The sequence below is a fragment of the Streptacidiphilus neutrinimicus genome (assembly GCF_000787815.1).
Classification (GTDB): Bacteria; Actinomycetota; Actinomycetes; order Streptomycetales; family Streptomycetaceae; genus Streptacidiphilus; species Streptacidiphilus neutrinimicus.
The window spans coordinates 2,615-28,323 of the sequence record NZ_BBPO01000041.1 but is presented as its reverse complement, the minus strand read 5'-3'; the positions used below and the strand labels follow the sequence as shown (position 1 = coordinate 28,323).

The 25,709-nt window shown below is 71.8% G+C and carries 18 protein-coding genes; 8 read left to right on the top strand and 10 right to left on the bottom strand.

What is annotated here, in order from left to right:
• The first annotated feature begins 43 nt into the window (after window positions 1-43).
• Both TR48_RS24165 and TR48_RS24160 read left to right on the top strand, forming a co-directional pair.
• The gene (locus TR48_RS24165; RefSeq protein WP_042370845.1) at window positions 44-946 is read left to right on the top strand and encodes a helix-turn-helix transcriptional regulator; all 903 of its coding nucleotides are present in this window, start codon (window positions 44-46) and stop codon (window positions 944-946) included.
• A 98-nt stretch (window positions 947-1,044) separates the two neighbouring features.
• The gene (locus tag TR48_RS24160) at window positions 1,045-1,524 is read left to right on the top strand and encodes a DUF3592 domain-containing protein (protein ID WP_042370843.1); all 480 of its coding nucleotides are present in this window, start codon (window positions 1,045-1,047) and stop codon (window positions 1,522-1,524) included.
• Between the two features lie 4 nt (window positions 1,525-1,528).
• Here TR48_RS24160 and TR48_RS24155 read toward each other — a convergent pair whose 3' ends face one another.
• The gene (locus tag TR48_RS24155; protein ID WP_042370842.1) at window positions 1,529-1,828 is read right to left on the bottom strand and encodes a hypothetical protein; all 300 of its coding nucleotides are present in this window, start codon (window positions 1,826-1,828) and stop codon (window positions 1,529-1,531) included.
• A 196-nt stretch (window positions 1,829-2,024) separates the two neighbouring features.
• Window positions 2,025-2,858: a PIG-L family deacetylase gene (locus TR48_RS24150; RefSeq protein WP_042370839.1), complete on the bottom strand. Its 834-nt coding sequence runs from the start codon at window positions 2,856-2,858 to the stop codon at window positions 2,025-2,027.
• 532 nt (window positions 2,859-3,390) lie between these two features.
• Between TR48_RS24150 and TR48_RS24145 the strand changes: the two genes are divergently transcribed.
• From TR48_RS24145 to TR48_RS24130, 4 genes are read left to right on the top strand one after another with little or no spacing between them, the layout of a single operon-like run.
• Complete coding sequence (locus TR48_RS24145; RefSeq protein WP_084729694.1) at window positions 3,391-4,665, top strand: MFS transporter; 1,275 nt, start codon at window positions 3,391-3,393, stop codon at window positions 4,663-4,665.
• Window positions 4,662-7,925, top strand: a complete 3,264-nt coding sequence (locus tag TR48_RS24140) for a type I polyketide synthase (protein ID WP_042370837.1) — start codon at window positions 4,662-4,664, stop codon at window positions 7,923-7,925. The genes TR48_RS24145 and TR48_RS24140 overlap by 4 nt, the downstream gene beginning before the upstream one ends.
• Complete coding sequence (locus TR48_RS24135; RefSeq protein WP_236652302.1) at window positions 7,915-13,905, top strand: non-ribosomal peptide synthetase; 5,991 nt, start codon at window positions 7,915-7,917, stop codon at window positions 13,903-13,905. The genes TR48_RS24140 and TR48_RS24135 overlap by 11 nt, the downstream gene beginning before the upstream one ends.
• Window positions 13,906-13,923: 18 nt before the next feature.
• Complete coding sequence (locus TR48_RS24130) at window positions 13,924-16,209, top strand: alpha/beta fold hydrolase (RefSeq protein ID WP_042370835.1); 2,286 nt, start codon at window positions 13,924-13,926, stop codon at window positions 16,207-16,209.
• Window positions 16,210-16,212: 3 nt separating this feature from the next.
• Here TR48_RS24130 and TR48_RS24125 read toward each other — a convergent pair whose 3' ends face one another.
• The 6 genes from TR48_RS24125 to TR48_RS24095 form a co-directional block, all read right to left on the bottom strand.
• A complete protein-coding gene (locus tag TR48_RS24125) occupies window positions 16,213-16,440 on the bottom strand; it encodes a hypothetical protein (protein WP_439654493.1) in 228 nt (75 codons plus the stop codon).
• Between the two features lie 64 nt (window positions 16,441-16,504).
• Complete coding sequence (locus TR48_RS24120) at window positions 16,505-17,359, bottom strand: hypothetical protein (protein WP_174501731.1); 855 nt, start codon at window positions 17,357-17,359, stop codon at window positions 16,505-16,507.
• Between the two features lie 73 nt (window positions 17,360-17,432).
• Window positions 17,433-18,623 (bottom strand): ferritin-like domain-containing protein, encoded by a 1,191-nt coding sequence (locus tag TR48_RS24115; RefSeq protein WP_052442951.1) that lies wholly within the window; start codon window positions 18,621-18,623, stop codon window positions 17,433-17,435.
• The gene (locus TR48_RS24110; protein WP_042370833.1) at window positions 18,620-20,539 is read right to left on the bottom strand and encodes a GMC oxidoreductase; all 1,920 of its coding nucleotides are present in this window, start codon (window positions 20,537-20,539) and stop codon (window positions 18,620-18,622) included. The genes TR48_RS24115 and TR48_RS24110 overlap by 4 nt, the downstream gene beginning before the upstream one ends.
• Window positions 20,536-21,099, bottom strand: a complete 564-nt coding sequence (locus tag TR48_RS24105) for a hypothetical protein (protein ID WP_052442950.1) — start codon at window positions 21,097-21,099, stop codon at window positions 20,536-20,538. Before TR48_RS24105 ends, TR48_RS24110 begins: the two co-directional genes overlap by 4 nt.
• On the bottom strand, window positions 21,096-22,778 hold the full coding sequence (locus TR48_RS24095) for a GMC oxidoreductase (RefSeq protein WP_152628149.1): 1,683 nt from the start codon (window positions 22,776-22,778) through the stop codon (window positions 21,096-21,098). Before TR48_RS24095 ends, TR48_RS24105 begins: the two co-directional genes overlap by 4 nt.
• Window positions 22,779-23,450: 672 nt before the next feature.
• On the opposite strand from TR48_RS24095, the gene TR48_RS24090 reads away from it, so the two are divergent.
• Together TR48_RS24090 and TR48_RS24085 are read left to right on the top strand one after the other, a co-directional pair.
• A complete protein-coding gene (locus TR48_RS24090) occupies window positions 23,451-24,164 on the top strand; it encodes a G1 family glutamic endopeptidase (RefSeq protein WP_042370830.1) in 714 nt (237 codons plus the stop codon).
• A 22-nt stretch (window positions 24,165-24,186) separates the two neighbouring features.
• A complete protein-coding gene (locus tag TR48_RS24085) occupies window positions 24,187-24,777 on the top strand; it encodes an NUDIX domain-containing protein (RefSeq protein WP_052442949.1) in 591 nt (196 codons plus the stop codon).
• Window positions 24,778-24,919: 142 nt separating this feature from the next.
• On the opposite strand, the gene TR48_RS39215 is transcribed toward TR48_RS24085, so the two are convergent.
• Together TR48_RS39215 and TR48_RS43545 are read right to left on the bottom strand one after the other, a co-directional pair.
• Window positions 24,920-25,351: a DUF1269 domain-containing protein gene (locus TR48_RS39215; protein WP_052442948.1), complete on the bottom strand. Its 432-nt coding sequence runs from the start codon at window positions 25,349-25,351 to the stop codon at window positions 24,920-24,922.
• A gap of 126 nt (window positions 25,352-25,477) precedes the next feature.
• Window positions 25,478-25,709: hypothetical protein (locus TR48_RS43545; RefSeq protein ID WP_201777150.1), on the bottom strand; the 232-nt coding region annotated here is incomplete at its 5' end.

The following is a 25,709-nucleotide window of genomic DNA, read 5'->3' as shown; positions in this document are numbered from 1 at the left end:
GAGTTGGTCGATTGTCGGCAGAACCAGGACTATCTTCGACTGTATGCCCGACATGGCGAGCCCGGTCCGCTTCCGCGCGGGCGTGCCGGTCTACCGCTACCGGACGGACCCGGCGACGCCGCCGGTGTCGGTGCTGCGGTTCGATCCGGACCGGCAGCCCGGACACGGACGGCGCCACATCCACGACTTCCCGGTGCTCATGTACGTCGAGCGCGCGGGGCCGGGGGAGCCGAGCGGCCCGTTCGGCCCGCTGGCGGAGGGCGACGCCTTCGTGGTGGCCCCCGGAGCGGTGATCGATCCCACGTCCGTCGCGGCCTTCGGCGGGGGCACCGGGATGTTCTTCGACCCGGCGGCGCTCGGCGGCGAGGAGCAGGGACCCTGGTCGACCTGGCGGGCGCATCCGCTGCTGCTGCCGTTCCTGCACCGCATCCCGGGCGGGCTGCTGCGCCTGAGCGTGCCGCCCGCGCGGCGGCCGGTCTGGACGGCGACGATCACCGCGATCGAGTCCGAGCTGACCGACCGCGCGGACGGCTACCGGCAGGCCGTGCTCGCGCACCTGACGCTGCTCCTGGTCGACGTCGCGCGGCTGGCCACGGACGTGGTGGGCGACCTGCGACGGAGCAACGAGCCGCTGCTGGCCGAGGTGTTCGAGGTGATCGAGCGCCGCTACGCCGAACCGCTCTCGCTGCGGGACGTCGCCGACAGCCTCGGGCTGACCCCCGGTCACCTGACCACGGTGGTGCGGCGGCGCACCGGCCGCACCGTCGTGGACTGGATCACCGAGCGCCGCATGGCCGAGGCCCGCCGCCTGCTCTCCGGCACCGACCTCCCGGTCGCACAGGTCGGCCGCCGCGTCGGCCTCCCGGACCCGGGCTACTTCGCCCGCGTCTTCCGCGCGACCCACGGCACCACCCCGCGCACCTGGCGCAACGCCGCCCACGGATAAGGCCTGGATCATGGACCCGTGGCGGCGCCGTCGGCATCTCCGGTTGCGGACGCCCGGTCGAGGCCGGGCGGTGCATGCTTCAGAGGAGGGGAGCCGTCGTGTTCGGTGCCGTGGGCGCATTCGGTGTGGTGTTCGGTGCGATCGGTCTGCTGTTCGCGGCGATCGGCACAGCGGTGGGCGTGGTGATCGTGCGGCGCTGGGCGACGGCCCGGCAGACGGTCGGCACCGGCCTGGTGGCCGAGGGCGTGGTGCTGGACACCTACGTCTCGGTCCAGGGCCGGGAGCACGTCAGCAGCACGCGGCGCGCGATCATCGGCTTCCGGACTCCTGACGGCGCGGAACACCGGATCGACGACCCCTCCCGCCGCATGCGGATCGTGGGGGACCACGTAGTGGTGCGCTACCTGCCGGGCGCGCCGGAGCGGGGAGTCGTCGCGGACGCGGGGTCCCGCGGCTCCGGTGCGGCGGTGCTGGTGGCGCTGGTGTTCCTGGCGGTCTTCGTGCTCGTCGGGCTGTTCTTCGCCGCGTTGGGCCTCGGGATCGCCGGTCTCGGGTTCGCCGGCCCCGGGGCGGGCTGACCGCCTACTTGGGCGGCGGGGCGTCCCAGCGGTAGAGGTCGGGCATGTTGTGCCGGCCGCCGGAGTTCTGGTTCTCGATCTCCGCGTTGGCCGTGTAGGACGTGCCGTCCGTGAAGGTGACCAGGCACTGCAGGTGGGCGGTGTCGCCGCGCATCGTGTCGTGGACGTGCGGGGTGCAGGACACGGAGCTGACCGGTCGGTGGTCCACATTCGTGATGTGGGACTTCATCGCGTTCTGCAGCTCGAAGTAGGCGTCCGTGTTCGGCCCGCACGCGGCGGCGCCCCCCACGACGACGGCCGCCAAGGCGAGGAGACCCGCCCCTCGTCGGGACGGTCTCCCAGCACGGTGGTGCCCACGCAGCAGGGCCATCCTCATCGCAGGACTCCTGATCGATCGGTCGAAGGGCCCTGAGCGTAGCGGAGACGTGGACGGACCTTCGCCCCCTTCCCGAAAGGCTCCCGCGCGGTCGCGGGGGCCTTCGGGTGCGGGGCTGCGGTGGTCAGCGCAGACCGGCGAAGAGGTCGTTCTCGGGCACGGGCGCGCCGGTGGCGTCCTGGACGCGGACGAAGGTCTCCATGCCCATCAGCTCGGTGAACCTCTCCTTGCCCATCCGCAGGAAGAAGATGTTCTCGCCCTGGCTGGCGTGCGCGGCCAGCGCGTCGAACTTCTGCTCGCCGAACTCGCTGGTGTCCACCCAGGTGGTGATCTCCTCGTCGGGCAGGCCGATCTCGGCCAGCGCGGCGGCCTCGTCCGGATCGGGCTCCTCCCAGTCCGAGCCGAACTCGCGCATGACCTCGCCGAAGCGCTGCATCATCGAGCGCGGCGCCGTCGTCCAGTACAGCTTCGGCGACAGGTCGGTCATCGCCAGCGCCGCGGTGGTGATGCGGTTCGCCTGGATGTGGTCGGGATGGCCGTAGAAGCCGTTCTCGTCGTAGGTGACCACCACGTCGGGCTGGTAGCGCCGCAGGAGTTCGGCGAGGCGGGCCGCGCTCTCCTCCACGGGGGTCCGCCAGAAGGACCCGGGCGCGTCGTTGGCCTCCCAGCCCATCATCCCGGAGTCGGCGTAGTCCAGCATCTCCAGGTGACTGATGTTCAGCACCTCGCAGCTGGCCTTGAGTTCCTGTCGCCGCATCGCGGCCACGGCCTCCGGGTCGTGACCGGGCTCGCCCGGCTTCACACCGCCCGGCCCGTCTCCGCACCCGCCGTCGGTACACGTGACGAGAACCGTGCGCACGCCCTCGTGCGCGTAGCGCGCGAGGACGCCCCCGGTCCCGGTGGCCTCGTCGTCGGGATGGGCGTGCACCGCCATCAGCGTCAGGGGCCGGTCGTTCATCAAACAGTCCTCCGGTGCAAGAAGTACGCGCTCAGGGACCCACTGGTCCCTACCCGTTCCAACAGCGTCGGCCGCACCGGGTGTTCCCGCCGAGGACCCTCGTCTCGATCCCGGTGACGAGAAAAGGCTGGTTCGTTCGCCTCCTTATGTCTTGATTTACCCGCGTTTCTCGCGGCGTTGGTTGCCGCCACGGATATGGGTGCGGTATGAATGTGCGGATCTTCGAGTTCTGCTGAGGGGTCCACGAAGCCAGGCCACGCTGTTGGGTACACAGGGAGGCGCAATGACTGAAGTCGTTCCCGGGCTCGCGACCCCGTTGTTCACGACCTGTCGGTGCTGAGATTACCCGACGGAAACCCGTTCCTGCGGTGACGGACCGGCGGCGCCCCGCGTTCCGCACGACTGCATTCGCCGAAGCACGGCACGCAATGCATGCAGCGCAAGCAAACACAAGCAATGCATGAGAGCCACAAGCTCGTCCGCTCTCTCAGTTCAGCCCGGCCAACCCACATATGACAGGGCTCCCTTTTCCATGACCTCCGGCTTCAGGAATTTCCGCTATCTGGTGGCGGGCAACGCCGTATCCGCCTACGGTAGCTATTTGAATCTCGTGGCGCTCAATCTCTACGCACTGAGCACCACCGGGAGCGCCGCGCAGACCGGCCTCATCATGGCCGTGCGCCTGGGCGTCGGCTTCTTCATGGGCTTCGTGTCCGGCTCGATCGTCACCCGCTTCAATCGCAAGGTCGTGATGATCTGCGGCGACCTGTCGCAGGCCGTGGCACTGACGGCGCTGCTCACGGTGCAGCCGGGCGCACGGCCCGCACTGCTCTACCTGGTGGCCGTGGTCGCCGGGTGCGGCGGGACGCTCTCGACGGTCGCGCTGCGGAGCAGCGTCCCGGTGATCGTCGGGCAGGACCAGCGGGTCCGCGCCAACGGGTTGCTGACCACGGGACGTTCGCTGGCGATGGTGGCCGGCTTCGCCTCGGCCGGGATCGTGGTGACCGCCTTCGGCTTCCGGGCCGCGTTCGGGATCGACGCGGCGACCTTCGTCGTCTCCGCGGCGAACATGGCCCGGTTGCCGCTGAAGCTGCGGATGTCCGAATCCGCGGCGCCCTCCGCGGGCGGCGGGGAGATCTCCCCGATGATCGGGCTGCGGATCCTGCGCGCCACCCCCGTACTCCTCGTGATGATCGCGATCCGCGCGGTGGACGCCCTCGGCTCGGCCTCGCACAACGTCGGCCTGCCGGTGTACTCGACGGCGCTCGACCCGGCCCATCCCGCGGAGTTCGTCAGCCGCTTCTGGGCGGTCTGGGCCGTCGGCAACATCGTGGTCCAGCGCGGCGTGGTGCGCTACGTGAAGAAGAGCGGGCGTTCGATCGGCGAGAACGCCTTCGCCGTCGGCACGATCCTGATGTCCGCCTCGTTCATCGTCGCCTTCACCGGCCCGCCCCTGGTCGTGGGCGTCGTCGTGGCGCTGTGCGCCGGGATGGCCGACGGGTTCACCGACAACGCCTACGCGTCACGCCTGCAGACCGTGGCCGACGACGACCGCGGCTATGTCTTCGGCTTCTCCTCGATGGCCGAGAACCTCGGCTTCGGCTCGGGGATGGTGATCAGCGCCCTGCTGCTGGACCATCACAGCCCGCTGTGGGTGGTCGGCGTCTCCCACGGCGTCGCGATCGGCTGCGGCGTCGCGTTCCTGAGCTATGTGTTCGTCTCCAGGCGCTCGGGTGCGCGCCGGTCGGACAGCGAAGAGGCGGCCTCGGAGCTCGACCCGGCGGCAGTGGGCGGTGAGGCGAGATGACCGACCGGCGCATCGCGGTCGTCGGCATGGCCTTCCGCCTGCCCGGCGCCGACGACGAGCTCGCCTTATGGCGCAACATCCGTGACGGCGTGTGCAGCGTGCAGCGCTTCACCGAGGAGCAGCTCGCCGCGGCCGGGGTGCCACCCGAGGAGTACCGAGAGGCCGACTTCATCGGCGCGAGCGCGCTGATCCCGGGGATCGCGGAGTTCGACGCCGGCTTCTTCGGCATGAGCGGCAACACGGCGCGTGCCACCGATCCCCAGCAGCGGCTGTTCCTGGAGGTCGTCCACCACGCCCTCGAGGACGCGGGCTACGCGGCGGCCCCCGACGGCGTACGGGTCGGCGTCTTCGCGGCCCACGGCTATCACCTGTACGGGCACCGGTCCTACCTGGTCAGCAACCTGATTCCGGAGGGCTGGTCCGACTGGGTCTCCGGATCGCTGGTCACGTACGGCAACCACCCCGACTTCATCGCCACGCGGGCCTCGTTCGCGCTCGACCTGACCGGCCCCTCGTTGGGTGTGCAGAGCGCCTGCTCGACGGGGCTGACGACGGTGCACATCGCAAGCCAGTCGCTGCTGGCGGGGGACACGGACGTCGCCGTGGCCGGCGCAGCCGCCGTACACGTCCCGCAGGTCCTCGGCTTCCGGCACGTCAGGGGTTCCATCCTGTCGCGCACCGGCGTCTGCCGTGCCTTCGACGCGGCGTCCGACGGCACGGTCGGCGGGAACGGCGTCGCCGCCGTGATCCTCAAGCGCCTCGACGACGCGCAGGCCGACGGCGACACGATCCACGCCGTGCTGCTCGGCAGCGGCATCGGCAACGACGGGGCGTCCAAGGCCGGATACAGCGCGCCGAGCGCCGAGGGACAGCGGCGGACGATCCGCCGCGCACTCCAGGCCGCCAGGGTCTCGGCGGAGTCCATCGGGTACCTCGAGACGCACGGCACGGGCACCTACAAGGGCGACCCGATCGAGTTCGAGGGCCTGACGACGGCGTTCCGCGAGGACACCGACCGGGTCGGCTACTGTGCGCTCGGCTCCACCAAGGCCAACATCGGCCATCTGGACGCCTGCGCGGGCATGGCGAGCCTGATCAAGACGATCCTGGCGCTGAAGAACAGGACCATCCCGCCGATGGCGAACTTCCGTTCGCCCAATCCCTTGTTGCCGCTGGCCGGCAGCCCGTTCGACATCCCGGCACAGGCTCGACCGTGGACCGTCGGCGACTCCCCGCGCCGCGCGGGGATCAACGCGCTCGGGGTCGGCGGGACCAACGTGCACCTCATCGTGGAGGAGGCGCCCGAGCAGCGCCGGCCGAGCGCCACGCTGCCACCGCTGCCGGTGACCCCGGTGCCGCTGTCCGCGAAGTCGCCGCAGGCGCTCGTGGAGCTGCGCGAGCGCTACGTCGGTCGGCTGCGCTCCGACGTCGGGGCGCGGACGGAGGACGTGACGCTCAGCGCCGCGGTCGGACGACGGCACTACGCGCACCGGACGGTCGCGCTGGGCCGCGACCTCGCCGAGGTCGCCGACCGGCTGGAGAAGGCCGAGGGTGCGGCGCACTCGGCCGCGCCCCTCGGGGAACGCGGCGTCGCTTTCGTGTTCTCGGGCCAGGGCAGTGCCTATCGCGGTATGGCGCGCGCATTGTCGGACCTCTTCCCGATCGTCCGCGAGACGGTAGAGGCCTGCGATCGGCACCACCAGGAGCTGACCGGCGGTTCGTTGCTGCCCGAACTGCTGGGAACCGGCGACGGCGCGCCCCCGGGCGGCGCCGACGTGTGGCCGACCGAGCTCGCGCAGCCCGCGCTCTTCGCTCACCAGGTCGCCCTCTGCAGACTGTGGGAATCGCTGGGCGTGCGACCGCAGCTGGTCGCGGGCCACAGCGTCGGCGAGTATGCGGCGCTGTGTGCGGCGGGTGCGCTCACGGTCGCCGAAGGCATGCGCCTGACCGTGGCGCGTGGCCGGCTGATGCGTGACGCGAGCGTCCAGGCCGGCATGGTCGCGGTCTTCGCGGAGCGCCCGGACGTCGACGAGTTGCTGGCCTCGGTGCCGGATCTGGACCTCGCCGCCGTCAACGGTCGGGCGAACCACGTGCTCGCCGGGCCCGCCTCGGCAGTTCGCACGCTGTGCGCGGCGGCGGACGCCAGGGGTGTCGCGTACGCGCCGCTCGCGGTGGACCGCGCCTTCCACTCCCGCCTGCTCGACCCGATGCTCGAGACCTGGCGAGCCCAGGCCGCCGGAGCAAGCCTGACGGAGCTGGACATCCCGTTCGTCACCGGACCGGACGGCACGCTACGCGAGCTCGGTTGGCGCCCGGACGCCGACTACCTCGTCCACCAGACCCGCCGGGCCGTCCGCTTCGACCTGGTCCTGGCCGCGCTCGCCGACGCCGGCGTCGGCGCGGTCGTCGAGATCGGACCGGGAACGACCCTCACCGGCCTCGCCCGCCGCGCCCTGCCCGAGGAGGCGTCCGCGCTCCTGCTGCCCACGCAGCGGCGCGGACGCGAGGCGGAGACGCTGCTCGAGTCGCTCGGCGCGCTCTACTGCGCCGGGGCCGACATCGACTGGAGTGCCCTCACCGAAGGACGCGGCGGCGGCCGCGTGCCGCTGCCGCGCTATCCCTACCAGCACCGAACCTACTGGACAGGCCCCCTGCCGGACCCGTCCGTGCTCGCACCGCGCACTGCAACCCACTCCGAAGGGAACAGAGGGAACAGTATGAGCAGCACCCGTGCGGCCACCACCCACGAGCAGCAAGTGCTGGCTCGGATCGTCGAGCTGACGGCCCGCCACTTCGGCTGCGACCCCTCCGCGGTGAGGCCGGGCAGCACGTTCGTCGAGTTCGGCGCCGACTCGCTCCAGATGATCAACATGGTGCGCGAGCTGGAGCGGGAGTACGCGGTCCGGGTGGGCCTGCGCGAGGTCTTCGAGGAGGCCGGCTCGCCCGCGCTGCTCGCGGCGATGGTGGCGCAGCGCTCCGCCGGCGCGGCCGAGCCGACCGCCCCGGCGGCGACCCCCGCCCCGGCGGCGAGCCCCGTCCCGGCGGCAACGGCCCCGGCGTCCGTTCCGGCACCCGTCGTCCCGGCGGCCCCGACGGTCGCCGTCGCGGAGGCGGTGACGGCCCCAGCGGTCCACGCGACCACGACTCTCGAGGCGCTCGCCGAGCAGGTCCGGGTCCTCCAGCAGGTCCAGCTCCAGATGATGGAGCAGCTGTCCCAGCTGGTGTCGCTTCAGCTTGCGGGAGCCCGCGGTGACCGTTGACGACGCGTCGGCGCGGATGCTCGCGCTGAGCCGCCAGATCTCCGCCCAGCTCGCCGGGGCGACGGGGGCGACAGGGGCGACGACCGAAGCCGCCCCGTCCCCGGCTCCGGAGCCGACGGCCGGGACACCGGCCAAGGGCTCGGCGCGTCCGCAGGAGCACGGCCCGCGGGTCAGTGTGGCGCGCGAGTCAGGTATGGCGGGTTCGGCCGACGCGGCACAGCGCGAGCACGTGGCCGGGCTCATCAGCAGGCTGACGGCGAAGACGGCGTCCTCCAAGGACGCGGCACAGCGCTACCGCTCGGTGCTCGCCGACAGCCGTGCGGTCGTCGGTTTCCGCAGCGCGACCAAGGAGATGCAGTACCCGATCGCGGGCCGCCGCGCGGCCGGCTCCCGCCTGGAGGACCTCGACGGAAACGCCTACGTCGACGTCACGATGGGCTTCGGCACGCTGCTCTTCGGCCACGAACCCGCCTTCGTGACCGAGGCCGTGCGCGAGCACCTCTCGCGTGGCCTGCAGCTCGGTCCGCGCAACACCGAGACCGGCGAGGCGGCCCAACTGCTCGCCGACATCACCGGGATGGACCGGGTCGCCTTCGCCAACTCGGGCACCGAGGCCAACAGCGCCGCCATCCGCCTCGCCCGCAACGCCACCGGACGCACGAAGATCGTGATGTTCCACGGCTCCTACCACGGCCACGCGGACAACGTCCTCGGCCGCTCGGTGCCGGGAGACGGCGGCCGGCAGACGGTGCCGGTCTCCTCCGGCATCCCCGGTTCCGCGGTGGCCGACCTCGTCGTGCTCGACTACGGCTCGCCCGAGAGCCTCCGCGTCATCGACGAGCTCGGGCCGCAGATCGCCGCCGTGATGGTCGAGCCCGTGCAGAGCCGTAAACCCGCCTTCCAGCCGGGGGAGTTCGTCCGCGAGCTGCGGGCGCTGACGACACGTCACGGCATCGTCCTGCTCTTCGACGAGATGCTCACCGGCCTGCGTCCGTGCCCCGGTGGCGCCCAGGAGTTCTATGGCGTGACCGCCGACCTGGCCACCTACGGCAAGGCGCTCGGCGGCGGCTTCCCGATCGGCGCCATCGCGGGCCGCGCCGACATCATGGACGGTATCGACGGCGGATTCTGGCGCTACGGTGACGCCAGCTACCCGCCGCGCGACACCACGTTCTTCGGCGGCACCTACATCCAGCACCCCGTCTCCATGGTGGCGGCGCGCGCCGTGCTGACCCACCTGCTCGCCGAGGGCCCCGGCCTGCAGCAGCGGCTCAACGCGCGCACCGACGCGTTCGTCGGCGAGCTCAACGGGTTCTTCACCGACGAGGAGTTCCCGCTCCGCATCAACCACTTCGGCTCGATGTTCCGGTTCGAGCACCTCGCCGACATGGAACTCCTGTATCCGCACCTCCTGCTGAAGGGCGTGCTGGTCTGGGAATGGCGCAATTTCTTCCTTTCGACGGCGCACTCCGACGCGGACCTCGCGTTCGTGACGGACGCGGTCAAGACCTCACTGCGCGAGCTCCGCTCGGGCGGCTTCTTCCCCTCGGCCAAGGTGCAGCCGACGGGAGCGCCGCGTGCGGTGACGACCGCGACGGCCACCGAGCGCCCGGCTGCCGTGTGCCAGCCTGCGGCGAGCCCCGTGTCCCAGCGTGCGGCGAGCCCCGCGTCGCGCCCCGAGACGAACGGCGCGGCAAGCCCCGCGCAGGACGGGGCCCTCGACTTCAGCGTCTACTTCTTCGGCGACTATCCGCGCGAGACCCCGGAGGAGGAGCGGTACGACCTCGTGGTCGAGACCGCGCGCTTCGCCGACCGGCACGGCTTCCACGCGCTGTGGCTGCCCGAGCGTCACTTCCACTCCTTCGGGGGCATATCCCCGAACCCCTCGGTGCTGGCCGCCGCGCTCGCCCGGGAGACCTCGCAGATCCGGCTGAACGCGGGATCGGTGGTGCTCCCGCTGCACGACCCGATCCGCGTCGCAGAGGAGTGGGCGATGGTCGACGCGCTCTCCGGAGGACGGGCCGGGCTCGGGTTCGCGCCCGGCTGGCGACCCGACGACTTCGTCTTCCACCCCGAGCGCTTCGGGAACCACCGCGATCTCATGTACGAGCAGCTCGACGAGGTGCGTCGGCTGTGGCGCGGCGAGTCGGTGCAGCGCGCGTGCGGCAACGGCCGCACCACCACCGTGCAGGTGTTCCCGAAGCCGGTCCAGTCGGAGCCGCCGATGTTCGCGGCCGTCGTCGGGAACCCGGTGTCCTACGGGCGCGCCGCGCGGCACGACCTCGGGATCGTCACGAACCTGATGAGCCAGACGCCCGAGCAACTGGCCGACAACATCGTCCTCTACCGCAAGGAGCGCGCCGCAGCAGGGCTGGACCCGGAAGGCGGCCGCGTGGTCCTGCTCCTGCACACCTACCTCGGCCCGGACCTCGCACAGGCGAGACGCGACGCCTTCGCGCCGCTCAGCCGGTACCTGCGCTCCTCCCTGTCGATGTTCGGGGAGGTCACCAACAGCCTGGGCTTCAACGTCGACCTCGACCGGATGACCGAGGACGACCTCGACTTCGTCTTCGAGCGCGCGTACGGCCGGTACTGCGACCAGCGGTCGCTGATCGGGACCGTCGAGTCCTGCGCCCCGTTGGTGCGGCGGCTGCGGGAGATCGGCGTGGACGAGATCGCCGCCCTCGTCGACTTCGGGGTTCCGGCCCGCGGCCTGTCCGCAAGCATGGTCGAGCTCGACACCCTGCGCAGGACCGCGCAGAGTGCGCGGGCCGGGTCCGTGGTGCCGACGCCGACGCCGACGCCGACGGCCGCCCCGCGCATCGCCGAGCGGTCCGAGCCGGAGCCCGTCGACCCGGTGGAGCCCGTCGTCGCCCCGGTCTCCGCCGGCCAGCAGCGCGTGTGGTTCTCGGAGCAGCTCCTCGCCGGGCGCTCGGTCTACAACGAGGCCAAGGCGATCCGGCTGCGCGGCGCCGTCGACGTCGACGCCCTGCATGCCGCGCTCGGCGGCCTGATCCGGCGACACGAGAGCCTGCGCACCGGGTTCCGCGAGATCGACGGCGAGCTGTGCCAGATCGTGCGGGCCACGGCCGAGCTCGACTTCGCCTTCGTGGACCGCTCCGGCGCCGACGAGGAGACGGTGGCGCGCGAGGCGCTCGACGAGGAGGGCCGCCGCCAGTTCGACCTGGCCGAGGGCCCGCTGTTCGTCGCCCGGCTGATCCGGCTGGCCCCGGACGCGCACGTGATGGTCTGGTCGATGCACCACATCGTCATGGACGCGCTGTCCACGATGGTCATGTGCCGCGACCTGTCGGCCCTCTACACTGCCGCGCTCGACGGCCGCCCCGCGGACCTGCCCGCGCTGACCGCGAGCTGCGCGGACCTGGCGCGTCGACAGGCCGAGTCGGGCGAGTCGGAGCTCGCGCGCGCGGAGCTGGACTGGTGGGTGCGGCAGTTGGGCGGTCGGCTGCCCGAGCCGCAACTGCCCGCGGACCGGCCCCGGCCCGAGGTGATGACCTCCCGCGGCCGGGCCGCGTTCACCACCTTCGACCTCGAACTCACCACGGCGCTCAAGGACCTGAGCCGCACACACGGCGTCACCCTGTTCACGTCCTTGCTCGCCGCGTTCGCCGCCATGGTGCGCCAGGTCGGCACGGGCGAGGACGAGGTGGTGCTCGGCACGCCGGCCTCGGTGCGCCCCGAGGGAGCCGAGGATCTGGTCGGCTTCCTGCTCAACCCGCTGGCCCTGCGCATCGACCTCTCCGGGGACCCGACCTTCGCCGAGCTGCTCGGGCGGGTGCGCGGCGTCGTGCTGGACGCCTACGACCACTCGGACACGCCCTTCGAGCGGATCGTGCACGCCCTCGCGCTCCCGCGCCGCACCGACCGCACACCGGTCTTCCAGGTGATCGTCGAGTTCGAGAACGAGCAGGTCTTCGACCTGGACCTGCCGGGCGTAGAGGCCTCGGTGCTGGAGTTCGCGACCAGCCGCGCCGTCACCGACCTGACGGTCAACCTGACCAACGGCGCGGACGGCGTCCTGTGCCAGCTGGAATACAACACCGACCTCTTCGACGCCGCCACGGTCGAGGGCTTCCTCGCGGTGTGGCGCTCGATCCTGCGCGCGGGCTCTCACGACCCGGGCCTGCGGCTGTCCGAGTTGGCTGCCCTGCGCGGCCGCGACGTCCAGACGCCGCGCACGACCGTGCGCCGACTGGTCGACGAGCAGGCCGCACGCCGTCCGGACGCCGTCGCCGTCGAGTCGTCGCAGGGCGCGGTCAGCTACGGCGAGCTCGTCGCGCGCGCAGACCGGATCGCCGGGGCGCTCGCCGCGCGCGGCGTCGGCTCCGGCGACGTCGTCGCGCTGTGGCTGCCGCGTTCGGCGGATCTGATCGCGGCGATGCTCGCCGTGCTCGGGCGGGGCGCGGCCTACCTGCCGCTCGACCCGGCGCTCGGGCGGCAGCGGGTCGACGTCGTGCTCGCCGAGAGCGGGGCCCGCCTGGTGCTGTCCGGCTCCGGGGCGGACGCCGTCCCGGCACCCGGGATCGCGCTGCTCGACATAGCCGACGCGTTGCGAGCCGGGCCGACCGCGCCGGTCGAGGGCAGCGCGGACGACCCCTGCTACGTCATCTACACCTCGGGCTCGACCGGCCTGCCGAAGGGTGTGGTCGCCACCCATGCCGGAGTGGTCAACCTCTGCGGCTGGCACCGCGCCCGCTTCGGCTTCGACGAGGCTCGGCGCGCGGCTATGGTGTGCAGCCAGAGTTTCGACGCCTCCGTGCTCGAGGTCTGGCCCGCCCTGACCGCGGGCGGCACGGTCGTCGTCGCCGACGACGCCGACCGGCTGGACACCCGCGCGCTGGCGAAGTGGCTGGGGGACAGGGAGATCGAGGTCTGCATCGTGCCCACGCCGCTGGGAGCGGAGCTGCTGACCCTGGGCGACGAACTGCAGCCGGCGTCGTTGCGTCAGCTGATGCTCGGCGGAGAGGAGATGCGACGTCGCCCCCGCCCCGGTCTGCCGTACGAGGTCCTCAACGTCTACGGGCCCACCGAGGCCACGGTCCTGGTGACCACGGAGACGGTCGCTGACGAGAGCGTCGAGGCCGGGCCGATCGCGCTCGGCCGGGCGATCGACAACACCGCGCTGCACGTCCTCGACGAGCACGGCCGTCGCGTCGCCCCCGGCGTCGAGGGGGAGCTCCACATCGGCGGCGCCGGGCTCGCGCAGGGCTACCTGGGCCGACCCGAGCTGACCGCGGAGCGGTTCGTGACCACCGAGTGGGGCCGGCTGTACCGCACCGGCGATCTGGTACGGCTGCGCCCGGACGGCCGCCTCGAGTTCCGCGGCCGCGCCGACGACCAGGCCAAGATCCGTGGCTACCGGGTCGAGCCGGGCGAGGCGACGCACGCGCTGCTCGCGTTGGAGGAGGTCGCGGACGCGTACGTCACCGCGCGCCACGACCACCAGGGCGACGCCTACCTCGTGGGCTACGTCGTGCCGAGGACGCCGTCCCCCGACGTCGTCGGACGGATCCGCGAGCAGCTCGGCGGGCGGCTCCCCGCCTACCTGGTGCCGACGCGCTGGGTCGTGCTCGACTCCCTGCCGCTGAACGCGAACGGGAAGATCGACAGGTCCGCCCTGCCCGATCCCGGGCAGCCGACACCGACCCCGCCTCCGGTGGTCGCGCCTGCCGGACTCGCGGTGGACCGGTTGGTCGAGCGGGTGCGCGAGCTGTGGTCCGCAGAGCTCGGGCAACCGGTCGGCGCGGAGGCCGGCGGTTCCTTCTTCGATCTGGGCGGTCACTCGATCAACGCGATGCGCCTGCTCAACCGGGTCCGGGACGAGTTCGACTGCGACTACGCGATGATGGACTTCTACCGGGAACCCACCATCGAGGCCATGGTGGCCGGGCTCGCGCGGAACACCGCGGGGCCGGCCGGCGACGCTCCCGAGCCGTCCCGCGTCCGCGGCACGCTGTAGCGGGAGGGTCTGAACCTCATGCGCCTGTTCTGCCTGCCCCACGCCGGGGGCACCTCACGGGTCTTCAAACCGTGGCCCGAGTTCCTGGGTGAGGACGTCGAGCTGGTCGCGCTCGACGTCGCCGGACGCGGCACGCGGACGGGCGAGGAAGGGCCACGGTCGTTCGCCGACGCGGCGGACGACCTGGCCCGGATCGTCGCCGAGCGCTGCGTCGGCGACGACTACGCCCTGTACGGGCACAGCATGGGCGCTCTGCTCGCCTACGAGACCGCCCACCGGCTCGCCGAGCGAGGATGCCCGGCCCCCGCCCTGTTGTTCGCGGCGGCCTGCCGGCCACCCGGCTACCGGCGCCCGGGACCGATGCTGCACTCCTTTCCGGACGCGGCGTTCCTCGGCGCTCTCGCCGCGTTCGGTGGCCTGCCGGTCGAGATCCTGCACGACCGCGAGCTGACCGAGTTCTACGCCGGGCTGGTCCGGGACGACTACCGGCTCTACGAGCAGCATGCCGCCGTCGTGACGCCGCGTCCGCTGGCCTGCCCGGTCTCGGTGGTCCTCGGCACCGAGGACCCGATCGCACCGGTGGCCGCGGCGGAGGGCTGGCGCGCGGTCTCCGGAGGGCCGCTCGCCCTGCTCGCGCTCGAGGGCGCGGGGCACTTCTTCGACGACCGGATCGAGGAGATCGGCGCCTTCGTGGCGACCTCGCTGGACACCCTGCGCGCGCCCCAGGGCCGGACACCGGCAGCCGAGCCGCTCGGCCGAGAGCGTCGTCGGCCCGTGCACACCCCATCCCGAGCCGCCCGAACCCCTGATGACCGAGGAGAGGATCCAGTGACCGGCGCCGAACAGGAGGCGGAGGCCGCCGCCGAACTGCTCGGCCGGCTGCGGCTGGCCGACGTGCGGATGTCCGTGACCGCGGCGGGGCTCGGCTACGACGCCCCGGCCGGCGTCCTGGACGACGCGCTGCTCGGGCAGATGGCACGGCACAAGGCGGCACTGACCGCTCTTGTCGCCGAGGGCGGCCCGGTGGAGGCGTCCGGGCCGATGGCCTGGGGCCAGCGCCGGTCCTTCGGGCGGCTGGAGGCGACCACGGAGCCGGCGAGCTTCACCATCGCCATGGCCCTGTCCATCACCGGCGCCCTCGACGTCCCGGCCCTGCAGCGCGCGCTGACGCTGCTCACGGCGCGTCACGCCGGTCTGCGCACCCGCCTGGTGCGGCGCGGCGGGCACCTGGTCCAGGAGGTGCTGCCGACGGCCCGCATCCCGCTGCCGATCACGGATCTCACCGGCGTCTCCCCCGAGGACCGGGACGCCGCCGTCGACGCCTGGCGGCGCGAGGGCGCCCGGGTGCCCTTCCCGCTCGGCGAGGGACCGCTGCTGCGGGCCGCCCTCGCCGAGATCGGGCCCGAGGACTGGGACCTGCTCGTCCTGGTGCAGCACACCGTCTCGGACGCCTGGTCGAACTCGACGATGCTGCGCGATCTGGACGAGCTGTACCGCGGCGGCCTGCCCGAGCCGACGCGGGCCGACCTGCTCGGCTTCGCGCGCTGGGAGTCCGAGCACTACCGGGGCCCACGCCTGGACGCGCTGCGCGCGTGGTGGACGGACCTCCTCGCGGACGCGCCGCTCACCTACGCGCTGCCCTCGGACCGGCCGAGGCCCGTGCAGCTCAGCGGCCGCGGCGGACTGCACGAGTTCCTCGTCCCCGCGCGGCTCGCCGACCAGGTGCGGGCCTTCGCCGACACAGCGGGTGCGACCGAGTTCGCGGTGCTGTTCGCGGCCTTCCTGGAGTGGCTCGGCGGGCTGACCGGCCAGGCCGACCTGACCGTGCCGGTCAACTTCGCCAACCGGCCGCGGAGCGAGTACGAGGAGGTCGTCGGCTTCTTCGTGGACAACGTCGCGGTCCGGATCGCGCTGGACGACGCGGAGCCCTTCGCGGCCCTGGTGCGGCGTGCCGGGGCCGCGCTGTTCGAGAACGTCGACCGGTTCGTGCCCTTCGGCCTGCTCGGCGAGATGCTGCGGGAGGCCGGCAAGGACGGCCTCGGGGTCTTCCCCCAGGTGCCCTTCGTCGTGTTGAACACGCCGCCGATGCAGCCGGCGCTCGGCGACCTCGACGTGGCCCTCACCCTGGTCCCGACCGGCGGGGCGAAGATGGAGTTCTCGTTCATCCTCGAACCCGAGGACGGAGGCTGGCACGGCTTCGTGCCCTACCAGTCCGACATGTTCGACGCCGCGACCCTGGCCGGCTGGTGTGCCGGATACGGCGAACTGCTCGAACGGCGCACGGCCGGCGTGACGGAGCGCTGAGCGTCACGCCGGGCGGACGGCGAAGAACTCCAGGTGGCCGCAGTTGAGGCAGTGAAAGGCGTCGACCTGGAGGTGTGGGCGGCCCATCCGCTTCGCGCCGCCCAGGGGGCCGCGCTCGATGGGGCCGGCGACCCAGCGTGCGTCGCCGCGGCCGGCGGGGGCGTTGTCCTCGATGAAGCCCGGTTCCAGACCGACGGCGCCGCACTGGGTGCACTTGACGTTGTTGATCACGCGGGAAGTGTAGGGCCCCGCGCGGAAGGGGAGCGCGCGGGGCCACAGTCGTTGCGTGCCCGGGTCAGGACTTCGTCGCGCTGTAGTACGGGCGGTTCTGCGCGGCGACGATCGGCGACTGGTAGGACCACGCGCCGACCGCGTGCGCGTCCTTGAGCAGCGCCTTCAGGTCGGCGCCGACGCCGGACTCGGCGTCGTCGACGGTGAGGCTGACGCGCTTGCCGCCCTGACCGTCGAAGGCGAAGTGCTGGTAGTTCTGGTAGACGTTCAGCGGCGCCGCCAGGGTGCGGCGGTTCGCGTCCGTCCCGTACTCGGTGAAGGGCGCCATGCTGACCGGCGCGGGCAGCAGCCCCGACAGATCCGCCTTGAACGAGAACAGCGACGTGTCGTGCCTGATGATGTCGTTCCCGTCCGGGGTGAGCGAGGCGTCCAGGCACTCGACCTGCCAGACGGCGCTCGGGTCCGCGTTGGGGGAGGGCATGGTGGTCTTGAACCAGGCCGGGAACTTCGGCTCGTTGAACAGCTCCTTGCCTGCCCTGATGGCGATCGGCGCGTCGCAGGCGACCTGGATCCGCCAGTTGCCGCGCAGCTTGGTCTGGTCCTCGCCCTGGGCGAACTGGCGGTAGGTCAGTTCCGGGACGAGGTTGGAGGAGGCGGTCGGGAAGGCGATGATGTTGAGCTCGATCTCCTGCGTCACGCTGGGCCCGAAGTCGAACTGGGCGAAGTACAGCTGGTAGTTGAACGACACGCAGGCCTTCCCGTCCAGCAGTGCGGGCGACAGGCCCGTACCGGCGAGGTGGCCGTTCACCCGCTCCGGCGGGACCAGGTAGTCGATGCCGATGTTGTGCAGTGCGCCGTAGAAGAACGGCAGCCGGAAACCGGCCGGGATCGGGGGAAGCGGCGGCGCCAGTTCGTTCATGGTGACGGTCTCCTCTGGGAGGTACGAGCCGGGTGAGGTCACAGGGGTCGGGAGGGTCAGCAGGGTCACCAGGTCAGGCCAGGCTCGCCAGCAGCGCGGTCGCGCCGGCACCGGTGTCCAGTTGCTTCTTGGCCGCCAGCAGCTCCGCCTGCGTGATCTCGAAGGTGGCACTGGCGTGGACGCCCTTGGCGGCCCTGGCCGGGTCCGGGTGCGGGTTCGCGTACAGCTGGGCGGCCAGGTCCCGCAGTTCGAGCATCACGGGGATGGCTGCCTGGAGCTGCTTGGGCTCGCCGTTGAAGGAGCGGTCGAGCAGCCACAGCAGCCGTGCGTAGACCTGGTTGAAGTGCTCGGCGGCCAGCCGGACCTCGCTGTCGGGCGGGTAGTCGGCGACCTTGGCCTGCGGGTCGATGCGGTAGGCCGCCGTCCAGTCGATCGGCAGGGCGGGGCCGGTCGGGCCCGAGGCGGGCGTGTCGAGCGGGCCGTAGCGGCGCTCCTCGTGGACCTCCATGAACCTGAAGTAGTGCGCCAGTTCGTTGGCCTGGCCGAACAGCCGCTCGTCCGGGTTGTAGATCGATCCGGGGACGCCCTCGCCCTGCTCGGAGATCAGTTCGATCGCCTTGAGCGCTGAGGCGAGGTCGGTGACCGGGAAGGCCCGGCCGCCGGAGTTGTAGAAGTCCTCCGGGCCCACCTGGCGGGTGAGGTCCCCGTCGAAGAGGTCCGGTTGCTTCTCCGCGAGCCGGCGCATGCCCTCGCGGATGGTGGCGTAGAACTGGCCGATGGACGTCCACCCGCGCGGATCGGGCTCCTTGCCGGTCCGGGGCAGGTCCTCCATCTTCTCCGGGCGCTCGATCCACAGCCCCGTCCGGATGGCCTCCCGCCCGAAGCCCCGCAGCGCGATCGGCACCTGCTCCTTGGCGTAGGGGAGCTTGGCCGGGTAGTCCGTGACGAACCTCGGGTCGGCCACGACGGGCTTCCCGCCGACGGCGTTGAGCATGTTGGCGACCAGGGTCATGTGGAGCATCTCCTCCAGCACGACCGCCCGCAGCGCGTACCAGGCCTCCTGGTTGGCACCGGGCTTGATGGTGTACATCGCGGTGAGGTACGGCGGGATGGTGAGGAACTCCAACGCCAGCGCCGCCTGCAGGAAGTAGCGCAGTTTCGGGACGGTCCTCGGGATCTCGAACGGCGGCTGCTCGATCTCGGCCAGCGGCGTCTTGATGTCGGTGAAGCCGGTCAGTCCGGTCAGCGGGTCGCGGACGGTCACGGTCGGGCCTCCGTCGGGTGGGCGTACTCGGGGGCGGGCGCGGGCCGCAGGACGAGCGGCCGGTGCAGCTCCGTGAGGTCCTGATGGATCCTCTCGACGCTGCGCAGGGCCAGCGCTGACATGGTGAGCGAGGGGTTCGAGGTGCCGATCGAGGGCATGCTGCCGCAGCCGACCAGGTAGAGGTTGGCGTGGTCCCAGGACCGCTGCCACTGGTCGACCACGGAGGTCCTGCGGTCGTCGCCCATGACATGGGTGCCGCAGCCGTGGCCGGCCCCGTTGAAGGCGTACCCCGTGCCCTCGTACTCGAAGTAGCTGGGCGCGTCGGCCTGGTAGGCGGTCCGTTCCTCCGCCCCGAGCAGGTCGAAGATCTGGTGCGAGACGCCCATGGCCGCCTGCATGCCCTTCTTCACGTGGTCGGACAGGTCGTAGCTGAGGATCGGGCGGCAGTTGCCCAGGGCGTCGCGGTGGCGGCGGTCGATGGTGACCCGGTTGCCGGGCTGGGCGTCCTGCTCCAGCTCGAACTGAAAGGCGATCTGGCGGCCGATCCGGTCGCCGAGCCGCTCGCGCAGCGGCACGCCGTAGAGAGCCTTCTTACGCTGCTGGAAGGGGGTCTCGGGGATGCCGAGCATCTCCGCGACGTCGCTGCCGGGCGAGCCGGCGGCCCAGGTCCAGCCCCAGTTGGCGATCACCAGCCGCCACGGGGCGTGCTCCTTGCGGCTCTCGCCCATGCGGAACCTCTCGAAGGCCGAGGTGGACCCGGGCCCGCGGAACGGTCCGACCTGGTGCGGCATCAGGCCCCAGGCCAGCATCACCGGGTGGTCCATCAGGTTGCGCCCGACCTGGTCGCTGCTGTTGGCGAGCTCGGAGGCGAGCAGCAGCCTGGCGCTCTCGATGGCGTGGGCGGCCACCACTACGACGTCGGCCTCGACCGTGCGCGTGGTGGCGACAGGGGTCGCCGGGTCGTCGTACGCCTGGTACTCGACGCCGGTGACCCGGCCGTTGTCGGCGACCAGCACCCGGCTCACCACCGCGCGGTCGATGAGGGTGACCTTCCTGCTCCACTGCGCCTGGGTCTTGAGCGGGTTGTACTTCGCCTGGACCGGGCAGATCGGGGTGCAGGAGGCGTTGCCTACGCAGCGCTCGCCGTAGTTGGGCAGGCCCACGGCGTCCTGCGGGCGGAAGCCGCGGCCGCCGTCGTAGGCCTGGTTGGGGGTGGAGTTGCGCCCGTGCGGGGTGTTGACGACCCGCAGCTCGACCGGCTCGTCGGTGCCGGGGTCGACGACCGTCTTGCCGTCCAGGTGCTCGGCCATGACCCGGTCGACGTAGCTGCTCGGGATCTCGTGCATGGGGAAGACGTAGCCCTCGGGGAACGGCAGACCGATCTCCCTGGTCTGCTCGGCGGCGTCGCCCGCGACGCCGATCTCCCGCTCGGCCTCGCAGTACCAGTGCTGGAGGTCGTCGTAGCCGATCGGCCAGTCGCGGCCGTAGCCGAACTCCGTGCGCACCTTGAAGTCCTGCGGCAGCATGCGCGGGGTGAGGCCGAGCCAGTGCATGCCCGTCCCGCCGCCGGCGCGCAAGTAGTCGGTGCCGTAGGGCAGCGGACCCTCCTGGACCAGGTAGCCGACCGACTGGTAGCGGTGAACGCCCTTGTGGGGGACGGTGTCCAGGACGGACGGCGAGGGAGCTGCGGTGTTGGCGCGGTAGGGGGCGTTGGGCACCTTGATCAGCGAGGAGTAGAAGGTGTTCATCGCGTCGAGGTGTCCGGGCCAGGTGTCCAGCGTCGTGGTGCCCGCCTCCAGGACCAGGACGCGCCAGCCCTGGCTGCCGAGGCGCTTGGCGACCAGCGAGCCGGCCCATCCGGCGCCCACCACGATCACGTCGTAGCGGTGGCCGTCGAGGTCGCGCGCGGGGCTCATCGGGTGCCTCCCGTCGTGCCGTCGTGGTGTCGCGCCGGCTCTCCCGGCCGCGGGAGTTCGGGTTCGCCCGGCGGCGGGGCCGCCCAGGTGCCGAAGCCCGGCGCCTTGGCGCCCTGCGGATGGCCGTGGAAGGTCCGCCACACCAGGCCCTGGACGTACGCCTCGGGCGCGGCGGTGAACGCGTCGTTGGCGACCTGGCGCTGCAACTGCGCGTGGACCTCTGCGGACAGCGGCGGCCACACGCCCAGGTACCAGAGGTGGGTGACGGCCCGGGCGAGGTCCTGGTCGACGTCGCCCTGGAGCTTCTCCGGGTCGAAGCCGACCTGCTCCATGGCCTTCCGCAGCGCGTCGTAGGGCCGCCTGCCGACCTGCTCCACCACCGTCTTCAGGTAGAAGCCGGCCATTCCGGTGCCCTGCAGCTCGAAGGCGTCGAAGCCGGTGAGCGCGACGGAGAGCGCGACGAAGCGGTCGATCTCCGTGGCGGGCGGCGCGGGCGGCGGGGCGTCCGGGAGGGCGGCGTTCGCCAGCGGACCGGCGGTCAGCGGGACTCCGGTGGTCATCGGCCGGCCTCCAGAATCAGGTGGTCGGCCAGCATCAGGCCGAGGGCGACCGCGGTGAGCGTCGGGTTCCACGAGCCGCTGCTGGGGAAGATCGCCGCCCCCGCGACGTACACGCCCTCCACGCCGTGCGGGCGCCCGACGTGGTCGGTGACCGAGTCCTCCGGGCCGTCGCCCATCCAGAGCGTCCCGGACTCGTGGACCAGCAGCTTCTTCTCCCGCCCCGGAGGGATCTGGCCGGACCACTTCTGCTGGTCGCTGTCCCAGTACTGCGGTGTGCGGCCGCGGGCGAGCAGGCCGACCAGGGCCCGGGCGGACTCGTCCATGGCCTCGGCCAGCGCCCGGTCGGCCTTGTTGGGATTGAACCTGATCTGCGGGATGCCGCCCTGGCCGACGCTGACGTAGGAGGCCGCGTCCGCGGACCGCTCGCCGCGCCACTCGCCCAGGCAGTGCACCAGGAAGCCGATGTGGTCCGCCGTGCTGAGCTGGGTGAGGAAGTCCTGGTCGAAGGAGTCGGGGATGAGCCGGTACAGGTCGGCGACGGAGTCCTCGGGACGCGGGTTGGAGCCGCCCATGAGGTGGATGTGGAAGTCGCGGGCCTCCTCCGGGGAGCCGTTGGGCCGGTGGGTGCCCTCCAGGTAGGCGCAGGAGATCTGCAGCCGGTCGGGAAGGTCCGGGTAGGCGTCGCGCGGCACGCGCATGGTGAACCAGTCGGCGACATGGCCGCCGAGGTTCTTGCCGGCCAGGCCGCTGAGCGCGTCGCCGAAGGAGTGCATCAGCAGCCCCGTGGGCTCGATCACGCCGTTGGCCAGCACGAGCGGAACACCCTGGAGGTCGTAACTACCCTGGGAGGTCTGCAGTGCGGTGGCGACCCGGCTGCCGGTCCCGGCCTTGTGCTCGATCCGCTCCACCAGGCAGTTCGGGACCACGGAGAGCCGGGCCGTGCCGTTGCGGGACCTCCCGTCGTACCGGCGCGCGTCTGCCAGGACCACCGGCGCGGGGCTGAACTTGCGGTAGCCGAGGCTCGATCGGGTGGCCCGGGACGCCAGCGGCTGTTCGAGATCGCGCAGCCGGGCGTAGTCGATGAAGTTCGGGAGGTCGGGCAGCCCGTCGAACAGGTCGCGCATCAGCCGCGGGTGGAAGGTGTCGAACTCGGGCCCCATGTCGGAGGGTTCGACCGAGCCGAGGAACTCGTGGGCGGCCCGCCAGTAGGGCCGCAGCCCGTCGAGGACCTCCGGCGGCCAGTCGGGCATCTGCTCGCGCGTGGGCTGCGGGATCCAGGTGCTCCAGAACAGCGCCCGCCCGCCGACGTAGGGGATCTGCGGCGCCAGCCCGTACCCGTCCTTCGGGACGATCTCCCAGGGGGTGGCCACGGCGGTGGTCATCAGCGGCTGGTAGACCGGGTCGAGGTTCTGGACGTGCTCGGGGAGCAGGAACGGCCCCTTCTCCAGCAGCAGCACACGGAACCCGCGTCGCAGCAGCCGGTGCACGACGGTGCTGCCCACGGCGCCCGCGCCGACCACGACGACGTCGTAGGTGTTCTTGCGGCACTGCTCCAAGGTGGTGAAGTACCCCTGCTCGATCGGGCCGCCGGGCGCGCCCGGCGTCGGCGCCGGGGGGCCGGCGACCGTCGCCGGCAGGTCGAGCAGGGTCCGTCCGAGGGTTTTTTCGGTGTCTGTCATCGCATGCCACCTCGCACTCGGTCGCCGGGCACTTGCCCCCGGCACATTCGCATACGAAGGACTATCACGGGGGAGTTGCGCGACCCAGGTTTGTCGATGGACATTCACTCGGAAGTGCCATGTCGTGGTGAAGCGTCACCGGTCGGCGCGCGATTCATCCCCCCGCTCCCCCGATCGGTCGACCCTGCCCGGCCGGGGCTCCGCCCAGTCGTCGCCGATGAACAGCGCCAGGACCCGCCCCTTCGCCCTCGTGCGGTCATGATGTGCAGCCTGCGGAAGGCACGGCTCGCGCCCTCATTGGATCCAGTGCTCCCGCCAACTGCCCGGCGGGCACGCCATCCCACCAGCAGTCAGGCCTCCCGGCCGACCAGCAAAGAGCGGGGCTCGTAGGGGAGTTGTGAAGCCGACTTCACGGATTCCCTACGCTCAACGGCGTAGCGGTCCGGTTGGCCTCGGATGGTCAAAGCTCAATGAAGACGCGTGAGTTGACGCCGAGCGCGCGAGATCGGGAAGGGTGAATCGGGGGTGGGTGGTGATCGTTCGTCAGCAATCACCACGATTAGTGGTGCACAGCCTCTTGTTATGAGTCATGACAACCGGCATGCTCGGCAGCGTCGCCCACGCGGCGGCCGGCGTACGAGCGTCCTGATCGTCACTCACGAAGGAGCCAGCATGCGCAGATTCCTGATACGCGTCGCCACCCTCGCGGTCGCAGCCACCATGGCCGCCCCTGCCGTGCCGGTCACCGCGGCGGCCGCTCAGGGACTGGACTTCCGCCCGCTGCACTACAACATCAACGGGTACAACTGGGGCGGCTACGCCGCGACAGGCAGCGGATTCACCTCCGTGTCGGCGAGTTGGACCGAGGCGAAGGCGACCTGCAACTCGACCAACGACCTCTACGCGCCGTGGGTGGGCATCGACGGCTACGGCTCCTCGACCGTCGAGCAGACCGGCGTGGCGACCGACTGCTCCAGCGGCAGTCCGGTGGACCAGGCCTGGTACGAGATGTACCCGGCCAACCCCGTCTACCTGAGCACCGGTTCGTACCCGGTGAGGGCCGGCGACCACATCTCCGCCTCGGTGACGTACGCCGGGAGCAACAGGTACACCCTGAAGCTGAGCGACACGACGCGGGGCTGGACGTACACCACGAGCAAGACCCTGTCCGCGTCGCGCGCCAGCGCCGAGGTCATCATCGAGTCGCCGACCGGGGCCTACCCCAACTTCGGCACGCTGAGCTTCACCTCGGCCACCGTCAACGGCGCGTCGTTGGGCTCCTTCGGTCCGACCGCGCTCGACCCCAGCTCGAACGGCACCACCGAGGCCCGCACCAGCGCGCTCTCGGGCGGCACCAGCTTCACGGAAACGTTCCTGCACGAGTAGTCGGCTGAGGCATCCTGACAGGATGCTGACACCCGGTCATGACGCCAAGGACGAGCAGGACGAACCGGAACTCTGGCGGCTGGTGGAGCGCCGCACCGTCTACGAGGGCCGGTTCGTCCAGCTGTACCAGGACGTGCTGGAGGGTCCGGCCGCGCCGGAGTTCTACGAGCACGTCCGCGTCGCCGACGGCGTGCGCGTCGTCGCCCTCGACGCCGAGGACCGGGTCGTCCTGGTGGAGGACCAGTTCTATCTGCAGGGCCGCCGTATGCTCCATCTGCCCGGAGGCGGCACCGAGACCGGGGAGGACCCGGCGCTGGCGGCGGCCCGGGAGCTGGCGGAGGAGACCGGGTGGCGCGCCGCCTCCTGGCAGTCGCTGGGCGCGATCCACCCGCTGCCGACGAGCTCGGTCGCCCGCACCCACCTCTTCCTCGCCGCCGGCCTGACCCCAGGGCCCCTCCACCGGGACGCGGCCGAGCAGCTCATGACGGTACGTCAGGTGCCGTTGGCGGAGGCGGTCGCGCTGGTCGGCTCCGGCGTCATCACCGAGGCGGGCAGCGTCACGGCGCTCCTGCTGGCCGCGCAGACGGCGGCGGAGCGGCGTCCGCCGGGCTGACCTGCGCCTCAGCTCCGATCGTCCGGGGCCCGGGCCGGAGCCGCTGCGTCACCGGCCGGTGGAACGGTCGGCGGATCGGCCCGCAGGACGCACTCGCCCTCGGGCTGACGCAGGGGCAGCCGGGGTCCCGTCCCGTCGGTCGTCACCCGGCGGCCGGGCCTTCAGGGCCGGGCGGGTTGCCGAAGGCCGTCCTGAGCAGGTCCTCCTGCTTCACCGACAGGTCGGAGCGCATCAACTCCATGGCGTGGCCCTCGAAAGCCTTCGCGATGGTGTCGATCTCCGCGTCGGTGCTCAGCAGCACCAGTGCCGAGTTGCCCGGTGTCATGTCGCCCTTCACCGAGTCGATCATCGAGCCCTCGATGCCCGCCTTGCTGAACTTCTTGGCGAGCGAGGACGCCTTGCTGCCCTCGTCGGTCACGTGCTCCTGCACCTGGGGCGCCGCGGCGTAGTGCGGCCAGCGGATCACGGCGACGTCGCGCACATCGATGAGATCCTTGCCGGCCAGCTGCTTGAGCCTGAGGACCGCGTCGTCGGCCCCCTCGGTGCCACGGAATCGCCACGCCGTTGTTGACATCGATCCGGTCCTTCCGCCGAGCCGGTGAGGCCGTGCCGGTAACGACTCGTGCCCCGTTCTTCCAGGCTAGCCCGACATTCCGGGCCTTTCACCCGCGAGGCGCCCTGGGGCGCCCGGGGGCGCGGCTCACAGCAGCGTGATCAGCAGCAGCGCCATGGTGAGGCTCATGGCGATGTCGCAGCAGTTCGCGCCGCGTGGCGCGAGCGGCGGCCGGCCGTCGCCCGTCCGGCCCGGGGCACCCGCTGCGGGGACCGGGCCGCCGGCCGTGGCCGTCACCCGGGCGGTGGTCGCTGCGTGCCGCGCCGTCGCGGCGGTGGACCGCAGCGGGGTGCGGTCCACGACCGTGACCGCGTAGCCG